The 22,617-nt window shown below is 62.6% G+C and carries 18 protein-coding genes; 4 read left to right on the forward strand and 14 right to left on the reverse strand.

Features of this window, described 5'->3' with window-relative positions; genetic code table 11:
* Genes ABIE52_RS24015 through ABIE52_RS24040 form a run of 6 tightly spaced genes read right to left on the reverse strand, consistent with a single transcriptional unit; the run spans position 1 to position 7,769 of the window.
* Positions 1-789, reverse strand: a complete 789-nt coding sequence (locus ABIE52_RS24015) for an SDR family NAD(P)-dependent oxidoreductase (RefSeq protein WP_030536188.1) — start codon at positions 787-789, stop codon at positions 1-3.
* Positions 779-2,524, reverse strand: a complete 1,746-nt coding sequence (locus ABIE52_RS24020) for an N-acyl-D-amino-acid deacylase family protein (RefSeq protein WP_054826743.1) — start codon at positions 2,522-2,524, stop codon at positions 779-781. The genes ABIE52_RS24015 and ABIE52_RS24020 overlap by 11 nt, the downstream gene beginning before the upstream one ends.
* A complete protein-coding gene (gene casG / locus ABIE52_RS24025; RefSeq protein ID WP_161120515.1) occupies positions 2,521-4,182 on the reverse strand; it encodes a steroid-24-oyl-CoA synthetase in 1,662 nt (553 codons plus the stop codon). The genes ABIE52_RS24020 and casG overlap by 4 nt, the downstream gene beginning before the upstream one ends.
* 19 nt (positions 4,183-4,201) lie before the next feature.
* Positions 4,202-5,242 (reverse strand): NAD(P)-dependent alcohol dehydrogenase, encoded by a 1,041-nt coding sequence (locus tag ABIE52_RS24030; RefSeq protein WP_161120516.1) that lies wholly within the window; start codon positions 5,240-5,242, stop codon positions 4,202-4,204.
* Positions 5,239-6,384 (reverse strand): serine hydrolase domain-containing protein, encoded by a 1,146-nt coding sequence (locus ABIE52_RS24035; protein ID WP_192712731.1) that lies wholly within the window; start codon positions 6,382-6,384, stop codon positions 5,239-5,241. Before ABIE52_RS24035 ends, ABIE52_RS24030 begins: the two co-directional genes overlap by 4 nt.
* Positions 6,381-7,769 (reverse strand): flavin-containing monooxygenase, encoded by a 1,389-nt coding sequence (locus ABIE52_RS24040; RefSeq protein WP_192712732.1) that lies wholly within the window; start codon positions 7,767-7,769, stop codon positions 6,381-6,383. The genes ABIE52_RS24035 and ABIE52_RS24040 overlap by 4 nt, the downstream gene beginning before the upstream one ends.
* 167 nt (positions 7,770-7,936) lie before the next feature.
* Here ABIE52_RS24040 and ABIE52_RS24045 point away from each other — a divergent pair, with 167 nt between their 5' ends.
* Positions 7,937-8,593, forward strand: coding sequence for a TetR/AcrR family transcriptional regulator (locus ABIE52_RS24045; protein WP_161120519.1), 657 nt, complete (start codon positions 7,937-7,939; stop codon positions 8,591-8,593).
* Between the two features lie 3 nt (positions 8,594-8,596).
* Here the strand turns inward: ABIE52_RS24045 and ABIE52_RS24050 are convergent, their stop codons facing one another.
* The 3 genes from ABIE52_RS24050 to ABIE52_RS24060 all read right to left on the reverse strand — a co-directional run bounded on the left by ABIE52_RS24050 (position 8,597) and on the right by ABIE52_RS24060 (position 12,062).
* A complete protein-coding gene (locus tag ABIE52_RS24050; RefSeq protein WP_007730294.1) occupies positions 8,597-9,169 on the reverse strand; it encodes a TetR/AcrR family transcriptional regulator in 573 nt (190 codons plus the stop codon).
* Positions 9,170-9,205: 36 nt separating this feature from the next.
* On the reverse strand, positions 9,206-10,321 hold the full coding sequence (locus ABIE52_RS24055) for an agmatine deiminase family protein (RefSeq protein ID WP_042451624.1): 1,116 nt from the start codon (positions 10,319-10,321) through the stop codon (positions 9,206-9,208).
* A 157-nt stretch (positions 10,322-10,478) separates the two neighbouring features.
* Positions 10,479-12,062, reverse strand: a complete 1,584-nt coding sequence (locus ABIE52_RS24060) for a helix-turn-helix transcriptional regulator (protein WP_192712733.1) — start codon at positions 12,060-12,062, stop codon at positions 10,479-10,481.
* A gap of 172 nt (positions 12,063-12,234) precedes the next feature.
* Between ABIE52_RS24060 and ABIE52_RS24065 the strand changes: the two genes are divergently transcribed.
* Entirely contained in the window at positions 12,235-13,065 is an 831-nt protein-coding gene (locus ABIE52_RS24065; RefSeq protein WP_192712734.1) for a siderophore-interacting protein, read from the forward strand.
* 54 nt (positions 13,066-13,119) lie between these two features.
* A complete protein-coding gene (locus ABIE52_RS24070; protein ID WP_192712735.1) occupies positions 13,120-14,205 on the forward strand; it encodes an ABC transporter substrate-binding protein in 1,086 nt (361 codons plus the stop codon).
* 96 nt (positions 14,206-14,301) lie between these two features.
* On the opposite strand, the gene ABIE52_RS24075 is transcribed toward ABIE52_RS24070, so the two are convergent.
* Positions 14,302-14,682: a hypothetical protein gene (locus ABIE52_RS24075; RefSeq protein WP_192712793.1), complete on the reverse strand. Its 381-nt coding sequence runs from the start codon at positions 14,680-14,682 to the stop codon at positions 14,302-14,304.
* Positions 14,683-15,336: 654 nt separating this feature from the next.
* On the opposite strand from ABIE52_RS24075, the gene ABIE52_RS24080 reads away from it, so the two are divergent.
* Positions 15,337-16,494 (forward strand): acetyl-CoA C-acetyltransferase, encoded by a 1,158-nt coding sequence (locus tag ABIE52_RS24080; protein ID WP_030536178.1) that lies wholly within the window; start codon positions 15,337-15,339, stop codon positions 16,492-16,494.
* Positions 16,495-16,566: 72 nt separating this feature from the next.
* On the opposite strand, the gene ABIE52_RS24085 is transcribed toward ABIE52_RS24080, so the two are convergent.
* From ABIE52_RS24085 to ABIE52_RS24100, 4 genes are all read right to left on the reverse strand, one after another.
* Complete coding sequence (locus tag ABIE52_RS24085) at positions 16,567-18,114, reverse strand: ABC transporter ATP-binding protein (RefSeq protein ID WP_192712736.1); 1,548 nt, start codon at positions 18,112-18,114, stop codon at positions 16,567-16,569.
* A complete protein-coding gene (locus ABIE52_RS24090) occupies positions 18,114-19,745 on the reverse strand; it encodes an ATP-binding cassette domain-containing protein (RefSeq protein WP_042925250.1) in 1,632 nt (543 codons plus the stop codon). Before ABIE52_RS24090 ends, ABIE52_RS24085 begins: the two co-directional genes overlap by 1 nt.
* A gap of 129 nt (positions 19,746-19,874) precedes the next feature.
* Positions 19,875-20,768 (reverse strand): ChuX/HutX family heme-like substrate-binding protein, encoded by an 894-nt coding sequence (locus ABIE52_RS24095; protein ID WP_042925282.1) that lies wholly within the window; start codon positions 20,766-20,768, stop codon positions 19,875-19,877.
* A gap of 46 nt (positions 20,769-20,814) precedes the next feature.
* Positions 20,815-22,587 (reverse strand): sulfite reductase subunit alpha, encoded by a 1,773-nt coding sequence (locus ABIE52_RS24100; protein WP_192712737.1) that lies wholly within the window; start codon positions 22,585-22,587, stop codon positions 20,815-20,817.
* Between the last annotated feature and the right edge of the window lie 30 nt (positions 22,588-22,617).

Raw genomic sequence — 22,617 nt, forward strand, 5'->3', positions numbered from 1 at the left:
CTAGTTGCCCAGCGTCGTCAGATCCGGGTAGTTCGAGACCTCCCAGCCGCCGTCGACGACCAGACTGGTTCCGGTGATGTACGAGGCGTCGTCGCTGGCGAGATAGAGGCAGGGGCCCGCGATCTCGTCGGGAGTTGCCGCTCGGGACATGGGGATTCGGCTGAGAAACATGTCGCGGGCGGGTTCGTAGTTCATGACCGGTGCGACCAGTGGCGTGTCGACCAGGCCGGGTAGAACGGCATTGACCCGGATCCCCGACGCAGCCAGTTCGATCGCGGCATTCTTGCTGAACATCTCGACTCCGGCTTTGCCTGTCGCGTATGCGCTCCCGTAGGGGCTCGGCACGTGCGCGTTCAATGAGGACACGTTGACTATCGCACCACCGCGACCATGCTCTCGGATATGCCGCGCTTCATGTTTGGTGCAGAGGAAGACGCCCTTCTGCACCAGGTCGATGGTGAAGTCCCAGTCGGCCTCGTCGAGGTCGACGATCTGCCCCACCCTCGACGCACCGGCAACGTTGAAAGCCAGATCGATACCGCCGAATTCCGCCGCCGCCGCGGCAAGGGCCTCGGCAACATCGGATTCCTTGGTGACGTCAGTGGGAACGGCGAGGAAGGCCCCGCCGTGCTGGGAGGCTATCTCTTTCAAACCCTCTGCAGCGATGTCGATTCCAGCTACCTGTGCGCCTTCGTCGATAAGCCTTAGTGCGATGGCTGCACCGATACCTGATGCTGCTCCAGTGACGACTGCTGTTTTCCCGGCAAATCTGGACGTGTTAATGGGCACCTGCTTTCAAGAACTTTCCGGTTCGGCGGTTGCCGAGAACGGGTGCTGCTTCTCCGTCGCCGAAGACGTACTCGCCGCCGACGAACACTGCGGTGACGGTCTGGTCGTTGCGATTGACCATGCGGGAGAGGTTGTCGTACTCCACAACCGGGCTTTCCGCGTAAGTGTCGAGCGAATCGTCGAGATGAGCGGGATCGATCACAACCAGGTCGGCGCGATCACCTAATCGAAGGTGCCCGGCATCGACGTCGTACCACTCGGCGAGTTCACCGGTGAGACGATGCACCGCTGCCTCGACGGTCATGAACGGACGGCCGACCTTTTGGGCATCGTAGACACGTCGTAGTAGGCGTAAGCCGAAGTTGTAGAACGCCATGTTGCGCAAATGCGCTCCGGCGTCGGAGAACCCGAGTTGGACGCCATTGTCCTGGGCGAACTTGTCCAGAACCTCCGGCCGGTGGTTCGAGATGGTTGTGCGCCAACGCACTTTCGTGCCGTGTTCGAGGACCAGATCCAGGAATGCATCGACAGGGTGGAGGCCGCCACGTTCGACGCCGACCTGCCCGAAGCTCTTGCCGACCAGGGATTCGTCGGGGCAGGACACGATCTCGGCGTCGAAGAAATCGCGATGCCAAACTTTGACACCGAACTTCTGGTCGTAGTCCTTGCGGAATTGTCGACGGTAATCCTCGCTCTGCATGAGGACGTTGCGTTCCATCTCGTCGGTCAGATGCAGTGCTGCAGCGCCGGATCCGAACTCCTCGAAGACAACCAGGTCGATGCCGTCGGCATATACCTCGAAGGGAACTGGCAGGTGCTGCCAGCGCAGGTCGCCGCCGAGTCGATTGACCAAGTGTGCCAGTGGGCCGAGTATCACCACGGCCAACTTGTTGGACTTGATGTCGGCCGCCGAAAGCATGCTCGTCTTGAGTCGCTTACGCCAGATACCCGCGCTGGAGAACGCCATCGCTCCGGTACTCATCGGGTTGGAGAGGTCAGGTCCGGCCTGAAATACCCGTCCCCGACGGCGCAGGATCGCATTGAGTCGGCGTCGTTCTTTCGTGGTTGCATACGTCGACGGCAGCGTGCGTGAGCGGCAGGTCTCGCCGTCGAGTTTGTCGAACAACAATTGCTGACTGGACATCCCGACGAATCCTGCGTCGAGAGCTTCGGTCAACTGTGCTTCCATCGACGCGAGTTCGGCGTCTGTGGGATGGACGTCCTTCCTGGTAGCACGATCCAGTCCCATCTCGGCGGCCCGCATATCGGAGTGTCCGATGAAGGCTGCAACGTTGGGACCTAGCGGAAGCGCCTCTAGTGCAGCAACATACTCGCTCGCAGAGTTCCAGGTCTTGGCACGGTTGAGTGCGTCGACGACGTGCTTACGCGGAATTGCCTCTACTCTGCCGAAGAGATCACCCGCGTCGGAGGGGCTGGCGTGAATGGTGGACAGGGAACACGATCCGACAAAGATCGACGTGACCCCGTGTCTGAGAGATTCGCTCAGCGCCGGGCCTTCGAGGATCTCGACGTCGTAGTGAGTGTGGATGTCCACGATGCCCGGGATCACCCACTTGCGCCTGGCGTCGATGACACGGGGACAGTCGGTTTCGTCGAGTGGATCGAGGGAGATGGCAGTAACCAACCCATCGCGGATACCCAGATTGCGGACAGCTGGTTTGGCCCCGGTGCCGTCGAACCACAGACCGTTGTTGATCACGGCGTCGTAGGTCATGAGAGAACCACCTTTGCACGTATCGTTTTTCCGGTTGCATTGCGGGGCAGAGGAGTTGTGCTCAGTTTCCACTTCACCGGCACCTTGAAGTAAGCCAGTCGTTCGGCGACGTAGTCGCGTAGTTCTTCTTCGCCGGCGGCTCCCTCACTCCGCAAAACGACGACGGCTGCAACTTCTTGGCCGAGGTCTGCCGAATCAATGCCGATCACAGCGCATTCGAGTACGGCGGGATGCTCGTCGATGGTCTGCTCGATTTCGAGAGGGTAGACGTTCTCGCCGCCGCGCAGGATCAGGTCGGATCGGCGACCCGTCAGGCGGAGTCGGCCGTCCTCGAATACTCCGAAGTCGCCGGTTCGGAGCCATCGATCAGGACCGATAGCGGCTGCAGTCGCGGTCTCGTCGTTCCAGTACCCCAACATCACATAGGCGCTGCGCGCACAGATCTCACCTTCCTCGCCGTCGGGGACTGCAACACCGAAGGGGTCGCGCACCTCCACGCTCACCCCGATGATCGGCCGGCCGAGAGTTCCGGGGAACGCGGCAAGTTCCGGTGGTGTGGCAACTGAAATGCCGGTGGAGGATTCGGTGAGCCCGTAGCTGTCGACCAAGGTGTGCTGCGCAAAAGGCAGTCGTGCGCGCAGTCGGTCCTGCAAGGCCGGAGATGACGGCGCAGACGCGAGCGCAAAGGCGCTCAGTGAGGTCAGGTCGTACTTCTCGAGACTGCCGTACTCGAGGAGACGGGTTGCCATGGTGGGGACCACCGCCCAGTTTGTGACCTTCTCGCGTTCGACGAGGGAAAGGACTTCGTCGACGTCGAAGGCGCCCTGATGGATGACCACCGCTCCGCCCGTCGCGAGTCGTGGGATCGCCAGGTTATGCAGGCTTGCAATGTGAAACAGCGGCGCGGTCAGCAGATACCGCAAGTCACTCGGTCGGCCGTCGCTGGGTTTGCCGGTGAACGCCGCAGCGAGGCGATCGCTGTAGCGGTGGTAGTCGATGACGGCCAACACGTTTCGATGAGTGTGAACAGCGCCCTTGGGGCGGCCGCTGGTTCCGCTCGTGTACAGGATGACGGCCGGATCGTCCTCGTCGACGGACGTGCGGGGCAGTGCAGAACCCGAATACTTCTCCATCAAGGTAGGTAGATCTTCTTCCATCGTGAGCACGGGAACATCGGTGTTCAGTTCGGAAAGAATCTGCGCGCGTTTGGCGTCGGCGATCACCACTGTGGGGGTGGTGTGATCGATGCCGTACGCCACCTCGCGGGCCACCCACCACGAGTTGAATCCGACGGCGATGGCACCGAGGGACTGAGCCGCCCAGAAGGTCATCACCCATTCCGGCGTATTGGCAGCAAGTATGCCGACCCGATCACCCTTGCGGACGCCATACCGCTCGCGCAGCGCCGTCGCCAATGCTGCTACGGCCTCGCCGTGCTCGAGGTAGCTGAAGCGTCGGTCCTTGGTCACCAGATAGTCGCGTGATCCGTAGTCGAAGGATGCAGCGAGCACGTCGCCGAGTGCCTTGTCGCGGTTCTTCATGACGGGCATCGAACTGCCCAGTACATCCTCGACTTGCATCTCGAAAGGACCACCGGGGCCGGTCAGCCCGGCCATGACGGACGCGATGAATGCTTGTGTATCAGCGGAAGTAGTCACGTGAAGTGCCTTTCGAAGATTAGGGTACGAGCACTGCGCGTCCGGTGACCTTGCCGTGTTCGAGACGGTCGAGTGCGTCGCGGGCATCAGCGAGGTCGAAGCGGGCTACTTCTACCGTTACCAGACCGGCCTGTGCCAGGGCGATGGAATCGACGAGGTCGTTTCTGGTGCCGCCGTACGACTTCCGGATCGATGCGCCCCACGGCCAGCCTGGTCCGCCGGCAGCTTCGGCAGTGATTCCGGGGTTTCCGCCTCCGAGACCTACCATGCGATACGCGCCGTTCGGCGCAACCGCTTGAACGGACATCTGTGCAGTTGCGTCGATACCGACGAAGTCGAAGATGACTTCTGCGCCTCTGGCCGATGTGAGGTCGAGGATGTGCTGCGCGGTGTCCGGTCCCGATTCGAGCGTGATGTCGGCGCCGCAACGTTTGGCGAGATCGAGTTGATCCTGTCCGACATCGACGGCGATGATGCGCACGGCACTGATTGCGCGAAGTATCTGTACTGCAACGTGACCGAGTCCGCCGACGCCGATCACGACGGCGGTGGCACCGGGCTGGAGATGTTCGCGGGCACCGCGAATGGCGTGGTAGCTCGTCAGTGCCGCATCGGCGAGAGGTGCGGCCTGCAGGAAGTCGAGGTCTCCGATGGGTACGAATGAGCGAGCCGGGATCTTGACGTACTCGGCCATCCCGCCTTCGGGACCAAGCCCGGGGCAGGGCGGCATCGCGGTGCGTCCAGCGGCGAGGCACATATTCTCGTTGCCGCTCACGCATTCTCGGCACTGTCCACATGACCAACAGAGGTAGACGACGCCACGCTCTCCGACGGAACGGCCGTCGACGCCACTCCCGACGGCTTCGATCGTTCCGGCAATTTCGTGGCCGATAGTCAGCGGTTCTTCGCGCATCTTGTACGGAAAGTGCAGGAGATGGAGATCGGAGTGGCAGATTCCCGCTGCGCCCACCCGAATCAGTAGTTCCGACGGGCCGACCTCCGGGACCGGCACGTCGTTGATTTCCAGGAGCCCGGGCCCCATGAGCTGGGCTGCCTTCATGAGCTGACCTCGGAGTTGTATGCGGCGCTCAGGTACGCGTTGCTGCGGTCGGATCCGATCAGGCCCGGTGCCATCTTGTTCATGACGTAGGCGAAGGTCATCCGTCGGTCCCGATCGTTGACCAGCATCGAGCCGCCGATACCTGCCCACCAGCAGGTGCGTCCGTCGGGAATCAGTGGCGCGGTAACCGGATGTGGCAGTCCGTAGCCGATGCCGAACTTGAGTGGTGTCATGATCCCGAGATCGATACCGTCGGCTTGGATCTCGAAGATCAGGTCGATGGTGCTCTGCGAGAGCAGCTTCCGGCCGTCGAGCACGCCACCGTTCGAGATCAGGGATTGGACCCGAGCGATAGAACGTGCGTTGCCGTGGCCGTTGACTGCGCCGATCTCGGCTTCCCGCCAGGGTGCGGTGTTGACCTCGGGGTAGTCGAGCAGTGGGCAGGTCAGGGTCTTGATGAAGATGCTGTCCTGGTCGAGCGTGGACAGGTCGAACTCCAACGCGGGCGGCGGAACCATGGTGGCGATTCGACCGAAATGCTCTGCGGACGTGCCGATATGGAAGTCGGCTCCCAGTGGACCGGAAAGCTCTTCGGCAAAGAACCTGCCGAGAGTTCGCCCGTCGATGCGACGAATGACCTCACCGACGAGATGGCCGTAGTTGATCGCGTGATAGCCCGACGCCGTACCCGGGGTCCACCAAGGCTTCTGGGTAGCGAGGCGAGCGGTGGACGCCTCGAGGTCGTAGATGTCCGTCAGTTCGATCGGGCGCTCCCAACCGGAGACGCCAGACGTATGCGACAGGAGGTGGCGAACTTCGATGTCTTCCTTACCGTTTGCCGCAAATTCGGGCCAGTAGTGAGCAACTTTCTGGTACACGTCCAATTGGCCGCGTTCGACCAGCAGGAGCGCACACAGGGCCGTCATGGTCTTGGTGATGGAGAACGTGTTGACGATGGTGTCGCTGCCCCATGGAGTGGTACGGGATTCGTCGGCGTACCCGCCCCAGAGATCGACCACGGATTCTCCGTCGACGGTGATGGCAACGGAGCCGCCGAGTTCTTCACCGGATTCGAGTTGAGCCTCGAAAGCCGCTCGGACGGCGTCGAACTCGTTGTCGCAGTGACCGTTCACCACACTCATGCGCGATCCGCCTTCTCGAGTTCATGTGCTGCTGCACGCGCGGCAACAGGTAGCTTGTTTCCGGAGGCCGCAGCACGCTTGGTGCCCTTGGCGATTTCCTTGTTCATGTTGCGGACGTAGGGATCGAACTCGAGCTGAATCGTGTGGCGTGGTGACTTGTAATAGGGGGCGAGGAAGTACGCCTCGTCGGCTTTGGTGATCTCCTGCATGTCGTTCGCAGACGGCAGTTGGTATTTACCGGTGAGGTAGGCCGCGACGAGCTTGCTCTGCTGCTCGGCGAAGTTGACGAGCGTCGGCATGGGCTGCGCGAGTCCCATGAAGAAGAGGTTGTCGATTCCGGGCTTCATCATTCGTTTGAACAGTGGGAATCGGTTGTCTTTGTCCGGCAGCAGATTCGGATCACTGAAGAAGGGGAAGCTGATGTTGTAGCCGGTGGCGCAGATGACCACGTCGACGTCCTCGGCGGTGCCGTCCGCGAAGTGAACCTGCTTTCCGTCGAGTTTGGTGATGGCAGGCTTGAAGGTTATGTCGCCTGAGCCGGCGCGTCCGAGGAACTCGCCGCTGGCCGAGGGGTGGGCCTCGAAGGGGCGGTGGTCCGGCTTCGGCAGACCGTAGCCTTCCATCGTTCCCAGATTCTTGCCGAGGAATCGACGACTCAGGAACAGTCGTAGACCACGCGGCATCCAGGGCGGGGTGATCAGTTTGTCGCCGGGTACACCGCCGAGATATTTCGGCAGTACCCAGACTCCACGGCGAGCCGACACGATGAGCTTGTCGGCGAGGTATCTCTGGCCCAGTTCGGAGGCAATATCCAAGCCGGAGTTGCCCATTCCGACCACGACTACCTTTTTGCCGCGCATGTCGACCGGGTCGAACGGGTCGTTGTAGCTGTGGCTGTGCATGAGGACCCCGTCGAACTCACCTGGGTAGTCCGGGATGTTGGGATCCCAATGATGTCCGTTGCAGACCATCAGGACGTCGTAGGTGCGAACTTCGCCGTCCGAGCGCGTGATGGTCCACAGCCCGTCTGTATCACGTTCTGCTGCAACAACACTGGTGTTGAAGATGATCGACTCACGCAGTCCGAAGTGCTCGACGTAGTCCTTGAAGTACTGGAAGAGTTCGGAGTGGTGCGGGAAGTCGGGAAGGTCAGCGGAGACCGGGAAGTCCTCGAATGCCAAGCGCCACTTCGACGTGTCGATGTGCAGGCTCTGGTAGCAGGCCGACATCCCGTTGGGATTCTTGTAGTACCAGTTTCCGCCGACCTCGTCGGACGCTTCGTAGCAGTCGAAGGGTATTCCGAATTCCTTCATTCGCTTGGCCGTCGTGATTCCGGTAGGCCCGGCGCCGATGATGCACACGCTCGGCAAGGGGGAGGGGCTCATTCGCCATCGCTTTCTGTTCTGTCTCGGGCGTGCGAGAAGAAGAATCGAAGCCCGAGAAGTGACTTGAGTCATAGTGCGCCATTCGCTGACGTTGTGTCAATGAATGACGCAATGTTTTTTGGTGACGGCGAGTCGGTGATTTGCCAGGAGGTTGAAATGCGAGCAAGGTGGGCGACGTGAGCACGACTACGGACGGCCCGAAGAACAGGCGGGGAACACTTCGCGACGAGCAGAAACGCGCGACGCGGGCCAAACTCGTGGACGCCGCACGCACTCTGTTCGAGGAACGGGGATACGCGGCTGTCACGGTCGACGACATCGCCTCGGTCGTCGGATGCAGTCGAGCCACGTTCTACGTGCATTTCGCCAGCAAGGTGGAGATGCTCAAGACGATCGGCGCGGCCGGGATGGCGGCGAGTGCGTTCGCTTTCTACATCGATCTCGATCGGGTTCTCGACACGAACTCTCGCGTGGAATTCACGGCTTGGCTGGAGCGTGCCTTCGACTGGTTCGACGAGAACAAACGCCTGCTGCCGGCCTGGGACGAGGCCGTGGCACTCGAACCGGAGTTCCGCGAGACAGCGCGAGACGGTATGACCCAACTACCGAATGCCATGCCCAAGTACCTGAGCCGTTGGCCGGAGGAACAGCACGACGAGGCACGGTTGCGCGTCGAACTGCTCGTGAGTCAGTTGGAGCGATTCTTCACACGCTGGGCCGTGCAGGGGACAATCGATGTGACGCGGATTCAGGCCGCCGAAGTTCTGACCGACATCTGGTTCCCGGCTCTGTCTCCGGAATCGAAGGGCGTCGGCGAGCGGTAGAGGCTAGCTCGGATCGATCTCCACACTGATCGCGCCGGTGAGCAGTTCTCTGGCTCGTTCGATGGGGATCGAGCCGCTCAGCCAGCGCTCACTCAAACCCTCGACCAGGGCGGTGAGTCGCTCGGCGGCGTCGGCCGGGCTTGCCTTCGGGTCAGCGAGTCCGGCGTCCTGCGCTTGGCGGATCAAGGATTCGACGTCGTCTGCCCACTCTTGCGTCGTGGTGCGTAGCGGTTCGCGCAGTTCGTCGGCGAAGACTGCGCTTGCTCGGAGTTCACCCCAGGCGATGCTGTTCTCTCGAATCTTCGGGGCATTCTGAAACTCCAGCAGGAGCATCTGCTCGAGCTGCGCACGAGGGTCTGTCTCCGTGAAGGCGCTTTCGGTGTACAGCGCGGCGCGATCGTTGATGTGATCGAGGGCCCGGCGCAGCACACCTGCACGGTTCTGGAAGTGGTAGTAGATGAGTGCCGTCGACACTCCGGCCTCGGCAGCGAGCGTCTCCACCCTCAGCCCGCGTACGCCGTGTTGCGCAATGACGCGGACTGCTGCTTCCAAGATTTGCGTTTGGCGGTTCGACACGAGTCCGAATTCTACGAGGGTGGTCGGGACAGGTTTCTAGTCCGCGGGTTCCTGCTGGGTGGTGCAGTGAATGCCGCCACCACCCGCGGCGATGGCGTCGATGTTGATCTGAACGACACGGCGGTCGGGGAAGAGGCGCTCCAATTCACTTCTGGCGGCCTGGTCGGCCTCGGGGTCACCGAACTCGGGTGCGATGACCGCCCCATTGCATACGTAGAAGTTGATATATCCGGCTGCGAAATCGTCCGATTCGAAGTCGGGCCTGATCGCGACCGGCGCCTCGAGGACCACCACTTCCAGCTTCCGTCCCTGTGCGTCGGTCGCGTTCTGGAGAATCTCGAGGTGACGTGCGGTCACGTCGTGGTCGAACGACTCCGGGTCTGTGTCGAGGCCTGCGACCACGACACCTGGGCGTGCGAAACGGGCGTAGAAGTCCGTGTGGCCGTCCGTGATGTCCTTGCCGGCGATTCCCGGTAGCCAGATGATCTTGTCGAGACCGAGCAGGGGGCCGAGTTCGGCTTCGACGTCCGACTTCGACCATCCCGGGTTGCGGTTGTTGTTGAGTACACAGCTTTCGGTGATGATGGCTGTGCCTTCGCCGTCGACCTCGATGCCGCCGCCTTCGAGGATCAGGTCGGTAGGCAATGATTCGACTCCCGCACGGGCGGCAACGAAGGCTGCGACCTGGCCGTCCTGATCAAAATCCTGCTTCTCCCCCCAACCGTTGAAGTTGAAATCGATACCCGCTTTGGTCCCGTTGCCTTTCACGAATACGGGGCCGGTGTCGCGCATCCAGAGATCGTCGAGAGGCGCGGCGATCAGTTCGACCGATGGGCCGACGAGGGAGCGAGCCAAGTCCAGTTCCTCGGAACGAACAAGCATCGAGACGGGCTCGAACTGCGCGATGGTCTGCGCGATCGTCGCGAGGTTGCGCTGGACTTCGGGCAGGAGGGCTGCTCCCCAGATCGCTTCGCTGGCACCGAACGCCATCCAGGTGCGCTTGTGCGGATCCCCCTCTTCCGGCATCACCCACTCGCGAAGATCGTTGCTGCCATCGCTCCCGCGCGAGGCTGAGTCGGAATCGCCGCAACCTGCCAAAAAGAGGCCACTGAGCGCAGCGGCGCCTGCCTGAATGAACCGACGTCTTTGCATTGCGGTGACTCCTTGTGCTGTGTGCGTGCGCGCCCGGTCCGCGTCCTGCTTGCATGGAGCGTAAACCTTGACTGAAAATTTAGTCAAGGAAGTAGTGCCAGTTCGAGACCGTTTCGGCGGGCGACACGACGGATCGAAGGACTCATCCGTCGGAAGGTCACGAGTCGATGAGTCCTTCGACCGTTCCCCGCCATCCGCGGCGCTGGTAGTCCCGGGGCGACATGCCGTGGGCACCGATGAAGACCTTGGTGAATCCGGACGCGTGCGCGTAGCCGAGTCGACGGGCGGTATCTCCGGCCGAGAAGCCCTCCTCGAGATAAGCGCGGGCGAGGGTCATCCGCAACTGACCGCGCCAGCGCGGGAAGCTCTGGCCGGTGGCCGCTACGAAGCGTTTGTGGAGCAGGCCCTCGTCGACGCCGAGTCGAGCGCTCCACTCCGGCAGCGTGCGCGAATCGGTGGGGTCCGCGCGGAGTGCGGTAAGGATCGTTTCGACAGGATCGGTTCGGCCGCCGGGTGTCCGCGTCGCCGCGCTGTTTCGGATCAGCCTCGAGATCCTCGCTGGGTCATGGATTTCGGGGCGCAGAAGGGTGTAATTCGCAACGACCGTGTGTAACAGATACGCCTCCGCTTCGCGCGCGAAGTGCAGCACTCGTGGCGGCGGTGCAGTGACGGGAGAGTCGCCAGGCTGGGATCCGAGCGGAAGTAGAAGCGAACCCTCCGCGATCTCGACGCTGTTGCGTACTCCCGCGGGAAGCCACATCGCGTCGCCCCGCCTCAGATTCCAGGTTCGGTCGCCGAAAGTGACCCGGGCGGAGCCTCGGTAGATCCAGACGATGACGTGAAAGTTGTTGACCCTGGCCCACGTTCCGCTTGCGGGAATCGTCGGCGGTATCGGCGCCGAGCCTGAGTGGGCGCCTTCCTCGGACAAGAGTACGACGCTCTGTGCCAAGGTCTCGTTCTCATGGATCGGCGCTGAGCCTTGGTTTGCACGTGTGTAGTCACTGGGTGTCACACCGGTGTGTTCACGGAAGGCACGGGTGAATCCCGCGGGCGTCGCGAATCCGACCTGCCCACCCGTCCATCCGATTTCGCGGCCGGAGTTCAGGTATGCGATTGCTGCCGCGATCCGGGCCGAGGTGCGCCAACGCGCGAAAGGCAACCCCGTCTCCTCCGTGAATCGGCGCTGCAGGGTGCGGACGCCGATCTTGAGTTGCCAGGCGAACTGGGAAAGCTCCGTGTCGTCGGCTGGCGTCCGTAGAAGCGTGCGAGCGATCTCGAGGGTCTCGGCCGAGCGTGGCAAATTCGGTGGGGCGTACGACACCGAAGCGTCGGCGTCGTTGGAATGGGCCCCCGCGACAAGCTCGAGTAGTCCGGCTCCCACAGTCGCCCCACCGCGCAGAAATCCCAAGTTGTGCGCGAACTGGTGGACGAGCCAGTCCTGCCAGGCTGCCGGGATCTCGAAATCGATGATCCGGTTCAACGTGGGCGGCAGGTCGGCAGCGGGCATCGGAATGGGAAACGCGACCGCTCCCGGGTCGACTCGGATGCTGTAGGCGATTCCCGCGGGCACCCAGGTTGCCGCCCCAGCGGTCACGCTGCGGGTGCGGTCGCCGATCTGTAGTTCCGCGTGTCCGGTGTGTACCCAGAAGAGCAGTGGCTCACGTGCATTCGCGATCGAGGAGAGTCGGGACGCGGGGATCTCGGGGACTTCGCCCGCGGAGAACACCAACCGTGGTCCCACGTATGCCCTCCCGATTCAGATGCTTTCTCACGCAGCCACCGATGAGTGTAAGAAGTCGGCACGCACGGATAACCGTAACCGATTAGGGCAGGCTAGCTTTATTCAATGGCCCTCCCGCCGTGATCGAGCGTGGGTCGAACCCCCCGTCTGTGCGCTTCCGAGGAGTCTTTCCGTGCCCCGAAACACCCGTCCGACAACGGCGTACTCAGTCACCTTGCGTGAACTCGAGGTAGGTCGGGTGACAGACGTGACGCCGGGCATGCGGAGAGTGACGCTCACCGGAGCGCAGCTCGACACCTTCACAAACGCCGACGGCTTTGCCGAGCCCGCCTTCGTCAGCACCGGCTTCGACGACGACCTCCGATTGTTGTTCGCCTATCCTGGCGAAACCGTTCCGGTCTTGCCGGTGATAGTCGACGGCAGTGTGACTTTCGCAGCGGGACGCCGTCCACTTGCCCGCGCGTACACCGTGCGCCGTTACGATCCGCGAACAAGGGAACTCGACGTCGATGTCGTCGTTCACGGCGGTGGAGTTGCTACCACCTGGGCGCGCGACGCCGGCCCGGGCGACCGAATGCACATCGCGGGTCCCTCTGTATCGCAGGGACTCCCGGAAGATTGCGAGTATCTGCTCGTCGTCGGTGACGAGACGGCGCTACCTGCGATCGCACGTCTGCTCGAGGAATTGCCTGCCGATGCCAGGGGGCATGTGTTCGTCGAAATTGCGGACTCGGCTCACATTCAATCGGTGCGCGAGTTGCCCGGGGTGAGTGTCACGTGGTTGCCACGCGACGGGGTGGAGCCCGGCACTACTTCTTTGTTGCTCGACGCGGTCTGTGCTGTCGAATGGCCTGACGGACGCGTATTCGCTTGGCTTGCAGGCGAACAGGCGACGATTCGCTCGCTTCGGCGTCATTTGATTCGTGATCGAGGAATTGCGAAGACCGACATCGATTTCACCGGCTACTGGAAACGCAGCGACACAGTGCGCACAGATTCCTGACCCGGCTCCATCGCTCGGTAAGACCGAAGCGCTCGATAACACCGAAAGGCAGAAATGACAGTCCTGCGCACCAGACGATCACGGATCATCGGACTGATAGGGGCCGCGCTCGCCGCAGCGCTCCTTGTGTCCGGGTGCTCGGCCTCGGCCGAAAACTCGAAAACGGCGTCCACTCCCGGTTCGGAGGGGAACGCCCTTCCCGCTGCGGAAGGAACGACTACTTACCCGCTTACCCTGGAATCGCCATACGGTACAGATATTCTCGAGAAGCGCCCGGAGCGGGTTGCCGCAATCGTCCCCAATGCCGTCGACACGGAAATGCTCCTCGCGCTCGGCGTCAAACCCGTCCTCTCCTCGTCGATGGTCAAGGAGTCGGCTTCCCAGTCGTACTTGCTGCCTTACGGCGCAGAGGATCTCGACACCTTCGAGTTCGCGATGGGCGGCACACTTCCCGTCGAAGCGATCGCCGCGAGCGAACCTGACCTCATCGTCGCCGTCGGCTGGGCCGACGGCCTGGGTGGTTTGTCGATGGGCGATTACTACGAACGTTTGTCCTCCATCGCACCGGTGGTGACGAGCCCCGACACGAAGTCGCGGATGCTCGTGCCGTGGAAGGAATCGATCCGCGTACTCGGCGAGACACTCGACCTCTCGAAGGCAGCCGAAAAGATCGTGACCGACCATGATCAATACTTTGCGAAGGTGCGTCAGGAGAACCCTGAACTCACTGGCCTGACCGCAACCTGGGCGATCTTCTACGGAACCGGCAATGGGCTGCAGTACCTTTCAGCGCCCGATTCGGCTCCGGCAACTTTCTTGGGCGAGCTCGGTTTTGCCGAGAACCCGCGTGCACAGGAGTTCGTCACCCAAAGCACTGTCGGCGAGGAACTTCTAGAGAACATCGATGCGGACTTCCTGCTGATCGGCCGCAGTGCCGCCGGCAGCGAGGAGGATTTCGACAAGCTGACCGGCGGGAAGCTCTTCCAAGCGCTGGGAGCGGTGTCCTCCGGTCGTTGGGTCGCTCTGCCTCCTCGCACCGCCGACGGTGGCGACGTTCTGTGGGCAATCACGAGCGGTGGCCCGATCGGAACGATGTGGGCGGCTGAACATATCGTGCCGCTCATCAGCGCGAAGCTGTAGGCGTACAACTGGAGAACGGAAAGCCCTCACCCGTCGCCACACGATTGTGTGGCGACGGGTCGTTCGTACAGCAGGTGTCCCGGGTTTGAGGGTTGCCTATGGGACGAAGAAGGTTGCGAAACCCGGGGTGACAGGTCCGGCGGCAGGCAATATGGCGACGGCAACTTGCCCGGCTCCAGTCTGCAGGGTTGCCTCTCCCTGGGTTCCTTGGTTGTCGCCAGAAAGCCGACCGGTGCCGGAGGCTCCTGTCGAGAGGTTCATCCAGCGCACTTCCGTCGAAAGCATGCAACCCCACCGCTCGTCTTTGGCGCCGGTGATAGTCACCGTGCCAGGTTGTTCGCCGACTACCGCCACACAGTGGACAGGGGGTGCGTCGAAGCTGCCGTTTGGGTTCCCGAACGGCGCCGGGTCGATTTGGAACGGAACGGTGACCGCAGCGGAGGCAACGGCTGCGGGCGCGAGAACCGATACGGCCACTATGGATACGCAGGCAGATAGTCGGCGTACGAGATTCGTCACGGTAACCTCCGGTAATCGAAGACGGTGTGGTGCCCATGCTCTACCCGGAGCGCAATTACCGCAAGGGGATCCAGTTTTCGAGCCAGCGGCGGTTCATGAATCGCTGAGTGCGTGACCGTTTGTAGAATCGTTGTCCTGCAACGCGTATCGGTTTACGAAGCCTGTATTGGGCGGTGAATAGCCCAATCGTGCTGGGCTCCACCGAAAGTACTAACTTTCCAGCCATCGGCCAGCCGGCTTGCGGTGTAGCTCGACAAAGCTGGTGTTGTTCGCAAGGCGGGCTGAACGATTTCTCAGGGAAGGCAATGGATATGGATGATGCGCTCGTTCCGCTCGAAGATGCACTCCCGCAGCTGTTCTCGCATCTTTCGCGGTTTCACGCTGGCGTGAGGGGTCTGCGGCGTGGGCAGCCAAGCCGCGTTTGGGGGTCGAGCCTCGAACTGTCGAATGATTGCGACAGCAGTGGATTTCGTTGGATAGAAGTGCGGAGACCAATCCTGTGGTGGTGGCTGCGGGTCTCGAAATCACGTTTCATCTACCAAACAAATGCTTGATCGCTAGAGTGTGTGCGACATCGAAAGCCCGACAAAGCTCGATTTCGAAGGAGTTCGTATGGTTGCACCTCAGGCTTATGTCGTCGATGCGCTCCGCACTCCGGTGGGTAAACGGCACGGCTCGCTCGCAGGAGAGCACCCAGCGGACATGGGGGCCCACGTGATCACATCGATTCTCGACCGCACTCGACTGGACCCGATGGCCGTCGACGATGTGATCTTCGGTTGTGTCGACGCTATCGGGCCGCAATCGGGCAACATTGCCCGCACCGCCTGGCTTTCAGCAGGCCTACCGTTGGACATCCCAGGAACGACAGTCGACAGACAATGCGGATCTTCACAGCAAGCCGTCCACTTCGCAGCGCAAGCGGTCATGAGCGGGACCCAAGATGTGGTGCTTGTCGGCGGTGTGCAGAACATGTCCTCGATTCCTATCTCGGCGGCAATGCGTGCCGGCAACGAGTACGGATTCGACACGCCCTTCAGCAAGTCCCGGGGGTGGGCAGCACGATTCGGCGAGGCCGAAATCTCACAGTTCGTCGGCGCCGACCTGATTGCCAAGAAATGGGGTATCAGCCGTGAAGACATGGAGGAGTGGGCACTGCAATCGCATCAGCGTGCCCGTGCTGCCATCACAGACGGCCGATTCGAGCGTGAGACAGTGTCATTGGGCCAATGCGTCGTTGACGAATGCCCACGAGAGACATCCATGGAGCAGATGGCTGCACTGCCCGCATTGAGGGATGGCTCGTTGCTGACGGCTGCTGTGGCTTCGCAGATCTGTGACGGCGCATCAGCGGCCCTGATCGTCTCCGAGAAGGCGCTCGAGGTTCATGGATTGAAGCCACGTGCGCGCATTCATCATATGAGCGTGCGCGGCGACGATCCGATGCTGCAGCTCTCGGCGCCGATACCCGCGACGAAGTATGCACTGGCGAAATCCGGCATGGCGATCGGCCAGATGGATACCGTAGAAATGAACGAGGCATTCGCTTCGGTAGTTCTGAGCTGGTTGATCGAGACGGGTGCAGATCCCTCCCGGGTCAATCCCAACGGTGGTGGAATCGCACTGGGCCACCCTCTTGGGGCCACTGGCACCAAGTTGTTCGCCACGATGTTGCACGAGTTGGACCGCATTGATGGACGGTACGGACTCCAAACCATGTGTGAGGGTGGTGGGACCGCGAACGTCACCATCATCGAGCGGCTGAGCTGAAATCGCCGACTGCGGTCATCACCTGGGTGCGACGGGACCGGCAATGTATCCCCGCGTGTAAGACAAGCGATGTCAGAGGGTGATCGTGCGGGTGGGCTCCCAGATGGCGGGGTCGCGGTGGGTGACGACGAAGACGGTGGCCGCCAATTCCCGCACGGCGCCGGCGATACGGCGCTCGGTGGCCTCGTCGAGGGCCGAGGTGGCTTCGTCGAGAACCAGGACGGGAGCGTCTTTGAGGAAGGCGCGAGCGATCGCCACCCGCTGACGTTCGCCACCGGAGAGAGCGGCACCCTGGTGTCCGATGTCCTGATGAATGCCGAGCGTCGAGCGGTCGAGAACGGCGCCGAGGGCAGCGCGCCTTGCGGCGTCCTCGATCTCGGTTTCGGTAGCGCCCGGTCTTCCAAGTCCGATGTTCTCCCCGAGGGTGCCCGAGAACACGAGTGGGTCCTGCGGCACGTAGCCGATATGTGCCGCCAGAGCGTCGTAGGGCAAGTCGCGCAATGAAACTCCGCCCAGAGTGACGCTGCCTTGGTCAGGATCGTCGAAGCGCATGAGCAGCCCGAGAAGTGTGCTTTTCCCCGTACCCGAGCGTCCTGCGACGAGAACTCGCTCACCCGCGGGGATCTTCGCGGTGATGCCGCGCAGAACCGGAGCGTGGTCTACCCCGGCGACCTCGATGTCAGTTCCAACAGGGCGCGCGGCGTCCCGGGGTGCGGGCTCGGCCAGTGCGGGAGCCGAAGTCGCTGTGCGGTAGTCGCGAACCGTTGCGCGCAGCTCGTTGACTCCGATTCCGGCCAGGGCGAGTTCGTCGAGCGGCGCAGCGGCGCGGGCGGTGAGGATGACAAGCGCGAGAGCGGCTGCGGGATCGTCGAATCCGGTGGCGGCGAGGAAAATCACTGCACCTGCCAGCGGCACAATGGTGGCGATCGCCGAGATGAATGTCGCTGGTGCCGCGGCGAGATTTGTCCGTGCAAGCGCGGCTTCCTGGTCCCGCCAGCTTCGCTCGATTCGTTCGACGGAACGTGTGGGACCGGCTGCCGTACGCAGTAATTCGAGGTGGTCGGTGAGCTCGAGTGTTGACTGAGTTGCTGCGAGCTCGGCTTCGTGTCGGCGCTCGTCCGCTCGGCTGAGCGCACGTTGGGCCAGCGTCTGAGCGACGAGCGACACGGCGAGCAGTCCACCGACGAGCAGCATGACACCTGGCCCCGCGACGACCGCGATCCCAGGAAGCAGGAGCAGCGGGATCAGCGGTGCAACCAGGAAGGTCTGAAGTTGGTGCGCGGGAACACTCATCAGCGACGGGATTCCGCGCCCGGCGACGGTGGCGAGCAGTGCCCGGTTGTCGTCGGTGAACCAGGACAGTTTCGCACGGGCGAAGGCATCGCCGAGAGCGTCGTAGAGATCGCCGACGAGTCGAGCCCCGGTGAAGTAACCGCCCCGCGAGACCAGTACGGTCACGAAGAGAGCAATGGTGGCCGTGGCCAGGACGAGAACCGGCGACCGGTGATCAGCGATCGAGAGCGCGAGGGTGGTGTACGCGATCGCTTCGAGGACAGCGACGGACACCCAACCGAGTCCGATGGTGATCAAGCGTCGTCGGACTGCATTGGCGCTGTTCATTATTCGGCTCCAGTCAGGGCTGCATTGTGCGACGCGGCGTCGTTCACGTTTCGACCGCCGAGGTCGAGTCGATCGTCGGCATCGTCTGCAAGAGCGGGGTCGTGGGTGACGATCACGACCGTCTTTCCTTCGTCGTGCGCGAGGTACCGCAATTCTTTCAGCAGTTCTGCCGCTGTCCGATCGTCGAGTGCACTGGTCGGCTCGTCGAGCAGCAGTACTGCTGCGGGCGAGAGGAACACCCGAGCGATCCCGACTCGCTGACGTTCTCCGCCGGAGAGTGAAGCTGCGTGGGCGTCGAGGCTGACGTCGATCTGTGCCCGGCGTAGTGCGGCGGTGTATTCCGCGTCCGTTGCATCGGGGGCGGCCAGCGCGATGTTCTCGCGCACCGTGGCAGGTAACACGTCTGCGCCCTGGGGTGTGAGCAGAACGGACTGTGGCCGCAGGTTCTCGTCGATCGCGGTGATGCTACGACCTGCGTAGCGGACGGTACCCAGTTCCGGGATCTCGAAGCCGGCCAATGTTTTCAGGAGCGTCGTCTTGCCTGCTCCACTCGGTCCCGTGATCGCAGTGATCGTGGCTGGGCGGAATGCATGCGTGACGTCGTCGACGACTCTGCGGTCCGCGATCGTGACAGTCAGGTTGACGATCTCCAGTCGATCGGAGGGACTCGAGGCCGGAACGGTTGGCGCTTCACCGGCAGGGAGGGTGGGTTCGTCCAGGGCAGCGGCGAGCCGGCCCGCAGCAGAGCGTCCAGCAGCGACGTAGTCGAGGCCGTGCCCGAGCCGCAGGGCCGGTGTCACGATTGCGAGGCTGAAGAGAATGGTGGCGGCCAACGTCGTTGCATCCCAGTGGAATCCGACGGCATAGGCGATCGCGAACGTCGCCGTCGCCTGCATGAGGGCAACGGCGACGGCCGCAGGGGTAGCCACGAGTCGAACGCGCTCCTGCATTCCCCGGGTGAACCGTGCTGTCGATTCTGCATAGTCGGCGGCAGCGCCGGTCTGCGCGCCGTAGATCCGGCAGACGCGGATGCCGCGGGCATAGTCGTCCACGGCAGTCACGATGTCGCCCATGACATCTGCACTTTCGGCGCTGTGCCGAGCGGCCATTCGGGGGATCACGACCAGGTAGAACAGAGCTGCCACGATGCCGGGAGCCAGAGCGAGAAGCGCCACGGGGCCGGCTGAGGCAACCAACGCCGCGATCGTGACCGCGGGGACCACGATGAGTGTGGCGAACTCGGCCGGTAGGTGCGCAGTCATATGGTGCAGCGCCGAGATGTCGTCCGAAACGAGCCTCCGCAGTGCGTCTCCGCTGTAGCGGGACAGCGTGCTTGCCGGTAGGCGAACGAGGTGGGCTGCGAGCTGGCGTCGAAGCCTGGCCTCGAAGAGTGACTCGGCGTGATGCGAGAGCCACGACGACGTGGCAGCGAGCGTTACCCCGGTGAGCCACAGCCCACATGCCCACCCGGCCCAGCTCATCGACGGTTCACCGATGAGTTGCACGACGCACCAGAGCGCCCCGAGCATCGCGACCCCCGACGCTGCGGCCGCGACGACCCCGGCAGCCAATGCAGGCAGCGCCGGGCGCAAGGCCGGGACCAGCGACGGTTCGACGAGAGGGCGGGGCATGGATAACTCCTTGAATCAGCGTCAGGGTGCAGGCACGACAAATGACCGAGACCTAAGGTTAGGGGTCGATGGCTCCATGTGGTTATCGCCGTACGCCGATTTCTTACACTCGCCCAGCATCTGTCGGTGTCAGGATGCGGCCGAGATGGAACTCATGACGTCTTCCCACACGCCCATGACTGCGGGTTCGGTTGGACCCGTTTGGGTGAAGACTGCCACGCATTTGCGGCGGAAGTCGTACATCTCGATCGAGCTGGTCAGGCCGTGAACGCCGTGGGTGAGGGTCAGCCAGCACTCCGAGACACCATTCAGGTCGATCACCGTCCGGCAGGTGTCGGACGCCAAAGTCAGCGTCCCCCCGAACATGGCTGCGGCGTCGAGGTCACCACGGTGGATCTGCAGGCATCCGTTCCCGGCGACGACGGTCGTGACGGGCAGTTGGTGGTAGGACAGGTGCTCCATCCCGGCAGCCATGAGGTGAGGATCGACTCGCCGGTAACCGAGGGCGCCCAGAGCGACCAGGCCGCTACGACGTTCGCTGCCGCCGTCCGCGAGGATGAAGTCGAGCTGTGTCAGCTGATCGGCTTCGGCCCAGAATGCGGGCGTATTCGATGTCTGGATGGGAGTGCTTGTTTCCCTCGCAGTGCTCGGCGCAGTTCGCATCGCTTCGAAGGCGAGACGATCCGAGGCCGGGGTCAAATACGTGGTGTGTGAACTTGATCCGTGGATGTCGAACATGCGGAGCGTCGGCGGTATGTGCTGCTCTGCTTCAGTGGTCACCACCGAGCCGAGGGAGGCAACGTTCAAACGCAGAGCGACGAGCCCGGGCGCGCAGACCAACGGATCGCCGGGAACTGTCGGAACGGAGTACTTGCCCGAGTCGTTGACAGCCACCGGGCCTGCGACGGTGATTGCTACCGTGTCGTCCAAGAGCGGCAACATTTCGCCGACTACGTCAGGTGCGGTGTCGATCAGTTCACCACGGAACCCCGGACGCGCAAGCAGTGCGTCCAGGTCCGACATGCGCGCCAAAGCTGCACAACGACATTCGCCACGGTGCGGGTACATCTCAGTAGACATCCCTTAGGTACCGCTTCGATCGTTTGAGGTTGTTGACGTAATCCTCAGCGGCGTCCGCATCCAACCCACCGTGCTCGGCGACGACCTCGTGCAGCGCGTCGTCGACGTCCTTTGCCATCCGAGTGGCGTCGCCGCAGACGTACACGTGCGCACCGTTTTCGAGCCAGTCGAACAAGTCTCGGCCCTGCTCGCGCATACGAGTCTGAACGTAGATCTTCTCGGACTGATCGCGCGAGAAGGCCAGATCGAGGCGAGTCAGGACACCGTCCCAGGTCAGCCCGTTCAACTCGTCCTCGTAGATGAAGTCGCTCGACTGATGCTGATCGCCGAAGAACAGCCAATTCTGCCCCGACGCGTTGCGCGCGCGACGCTCGTGCAGGAAAGCGCGGAAGGGTGCGATGCCGGTTCCGGGGCCGATCATCACGACGGGAACAGCGTCATCGGCGGGTAGGCGGAACGAATTGTTCTTGGAGACAAAAACTCCGACCCGATCTCCCTCGCCGACGCGGTCCGCCAGGTACGTCGAGCAGACGCCGCCGCGGTCCCGCTCGCCCGAGCGGTAGCGCACACTCGCTACCGTCAGATGGACGGTGCCGTCGTGGGCCAGCGGGCTGGAGGAGATCGAATAGACCCGATGTTGCAGCGGGCGAAGAAGTGTAAGCAGATCCTCGGGATTCAGGCGAATGCTGTTGTCCAACTGGAGGAGATCGAGAACGTCCTTGCCCCACAGCCACGCATCGAGCGCTTCCCGATCTTCCGTGTCGAGAATATGCTGCAGTTCGGCGTCGCCGCTGCGTCGGGCGATGTCTTCGATCAAATCGCGCGAGGGAATGGAGATCTCGTAGTCGCTGGTCAACACCTGGTCCAACGGTGCGGACGAGCCGTCTTTCGCGGTAACCACGTAATCGCCGCTGACACCGAGCTGATGGATGATCGCCTCGACGAGGGCGGGGTCGTTGATCGGGCGGATGCCCAATCCATCTCCGGCCTCGTAGTCCAGACCGTCCTCGCCGAGCGCAAAGGTGAAGTGGCGGACTTCCTTGGCTGAGTCCTCGCCGGACAACAGCCGGTTGGCGAGGACGGTTGCAGGATAGGGGTTCTTGCGAGTCCACTGGGACTTGGTCTTCGTCTGAGCGGGCGCAACCGGCGAGGCAGCGGCCCCCGCATCACCGTCGACACCGGCCACCGCAGCGACGGCCCGAACGATCCACTCGGCCGCCGGATCCTCGTAGTCGACGTCGCAATCGGTGCGGTCGACAACCCGGGTCCCGCCGAGCGCTTCGAAGCGGGCGTCGATGTTCTTTCCCGACTGGCAGTACCCGTCGTAGCTGGTGTCACCGAGTGCGAGGACTCCGAAGTAGAGACCCTCCAGCCGGGGCGCACTCTCGGATTCGACTGCATCCCAGAACAGCTGCGCGTTGTCGGGCATCTCGCCCTCGCCGTAGGTGGAGGTGATGACGAGCACCCGGCGCATGGCGGAAAGTGCATTGATATCCACGGTGTTCAGACCCGCGACAAGTGGTTCGAGACCGTGGGCACGAGCAGCTGCGGCTGCGTCTTCAGCCAAGGACTCCGCGTTGCCGGTCTGACTTCCGTAAAGGATGTGCACGGCTGCGCCGGCAGCTCTCTCCACTGTCGCTGTTGCAGTACCGGTTTGACCGGACATGACAGTTCGCGAGTGTAGACCGGCCAGGAATCCGGAAAGCCACGCGCGCTGGTCGCCGGTGAACGGTGCGTATTCGGGGATGTACGGGATTTCCATGATTTGAAGCTCACCTACTTTCGGGGGAGG

The organism is Rhodococcus sp. OAS809 (genome assembly GCF_040546695.1).
GTDB classification, from domain to species: domain Bacteria; phylum Actinomycetota; class Actinomycetes; order Mycobacteriales; family Mycobacteriaceae; genus Rhodococcus_F; species Rhodococcus_F qingshengii.

Excerpts from the sequence above, each read along its gene's own strand:
- ABIE52_RS24020 (WP_054826743.1), bottom strand. The coding sequence starts at position 2,524 with ATGACCTACGACGCCGTGATCAACAACGGTCTGTGGTTCGACGGCACC.
- ABIE52_RS24030 (WP_161120516.1), bottom strand. The coding sequence starts at position 5,242 with ATGAAGGCAGCCCAGCTCATGGGGCCCGGGCTCCTGGAAATCAACGAC.
- ABIE52_RS24035 (WP_192712731.1), bottom strand. The coding sequence starts at position 6,384 with ATGAGTGTGGTGAACGGTCACTGCGACAACGAGTTCGACGCCGTCCGA.
- ABIE52_RS24040 (WP_192712732.1), bottom strand. The coding sequence starts at position 7,769 with ATGAGCCCCTCCCCCTTGCCGAGCGTGTGCATCATCGGCGCCGGGCCT.
- ABIE52_RS24055 (WP_042451624.1), bottom strand. The coding sequence starts at position 10,321 with ATGCAAAGACGTCGGTTCATTCAGGCAGGCGCCGCTGCGCTCAGTGGC.
- ABIE52_RS24070 (WP_192712735.1), top strand. The coding sequence starts at position 13,120 with ATGACAGTCCTGCGCACCAGACGATCACGGATCATCGGACTGATAGGG.
- ABIE52_RS24080 (WP_030536178.1), top strand. The coding sequence starts at position 15,337 with ATGGTTGCACCTCAGGCTTATGTCGTCGATGCGCTCCGCACTCCGGTG.
- ABIE52_RS24085 (WP_192712736.1), bottom strand. The coding sequence starts at position 18,114 with ATGAACAGCGCCAATGCAGTCCGACGACGCTTGATCACCATCGGACTC.
- ABIE52_RS24090 (WP_042925250.1), bottom strand. The coding sequence starts at position 19,745 with ATGCCCCGCCCTCTCGTCGAACCGTCGCTGGTCCCGGCCTTGCGCCCG.
- ABIE52_RS24095 (WP_042925282.1), bottom strand. The coding sequence starts at position 20,768 with ATGTCGGACCTGGACGCACTGCTTGCGCGTCCGGGGTTCCGTGGTGAA.
- ABIE52_RS24100 (WP_192712737.1), bottom strand. The coding sequence starts at position 22,587 with ATGGAAATCCCGTACATCCCCGAATACGCACCGTTCACCGGCGACCAG.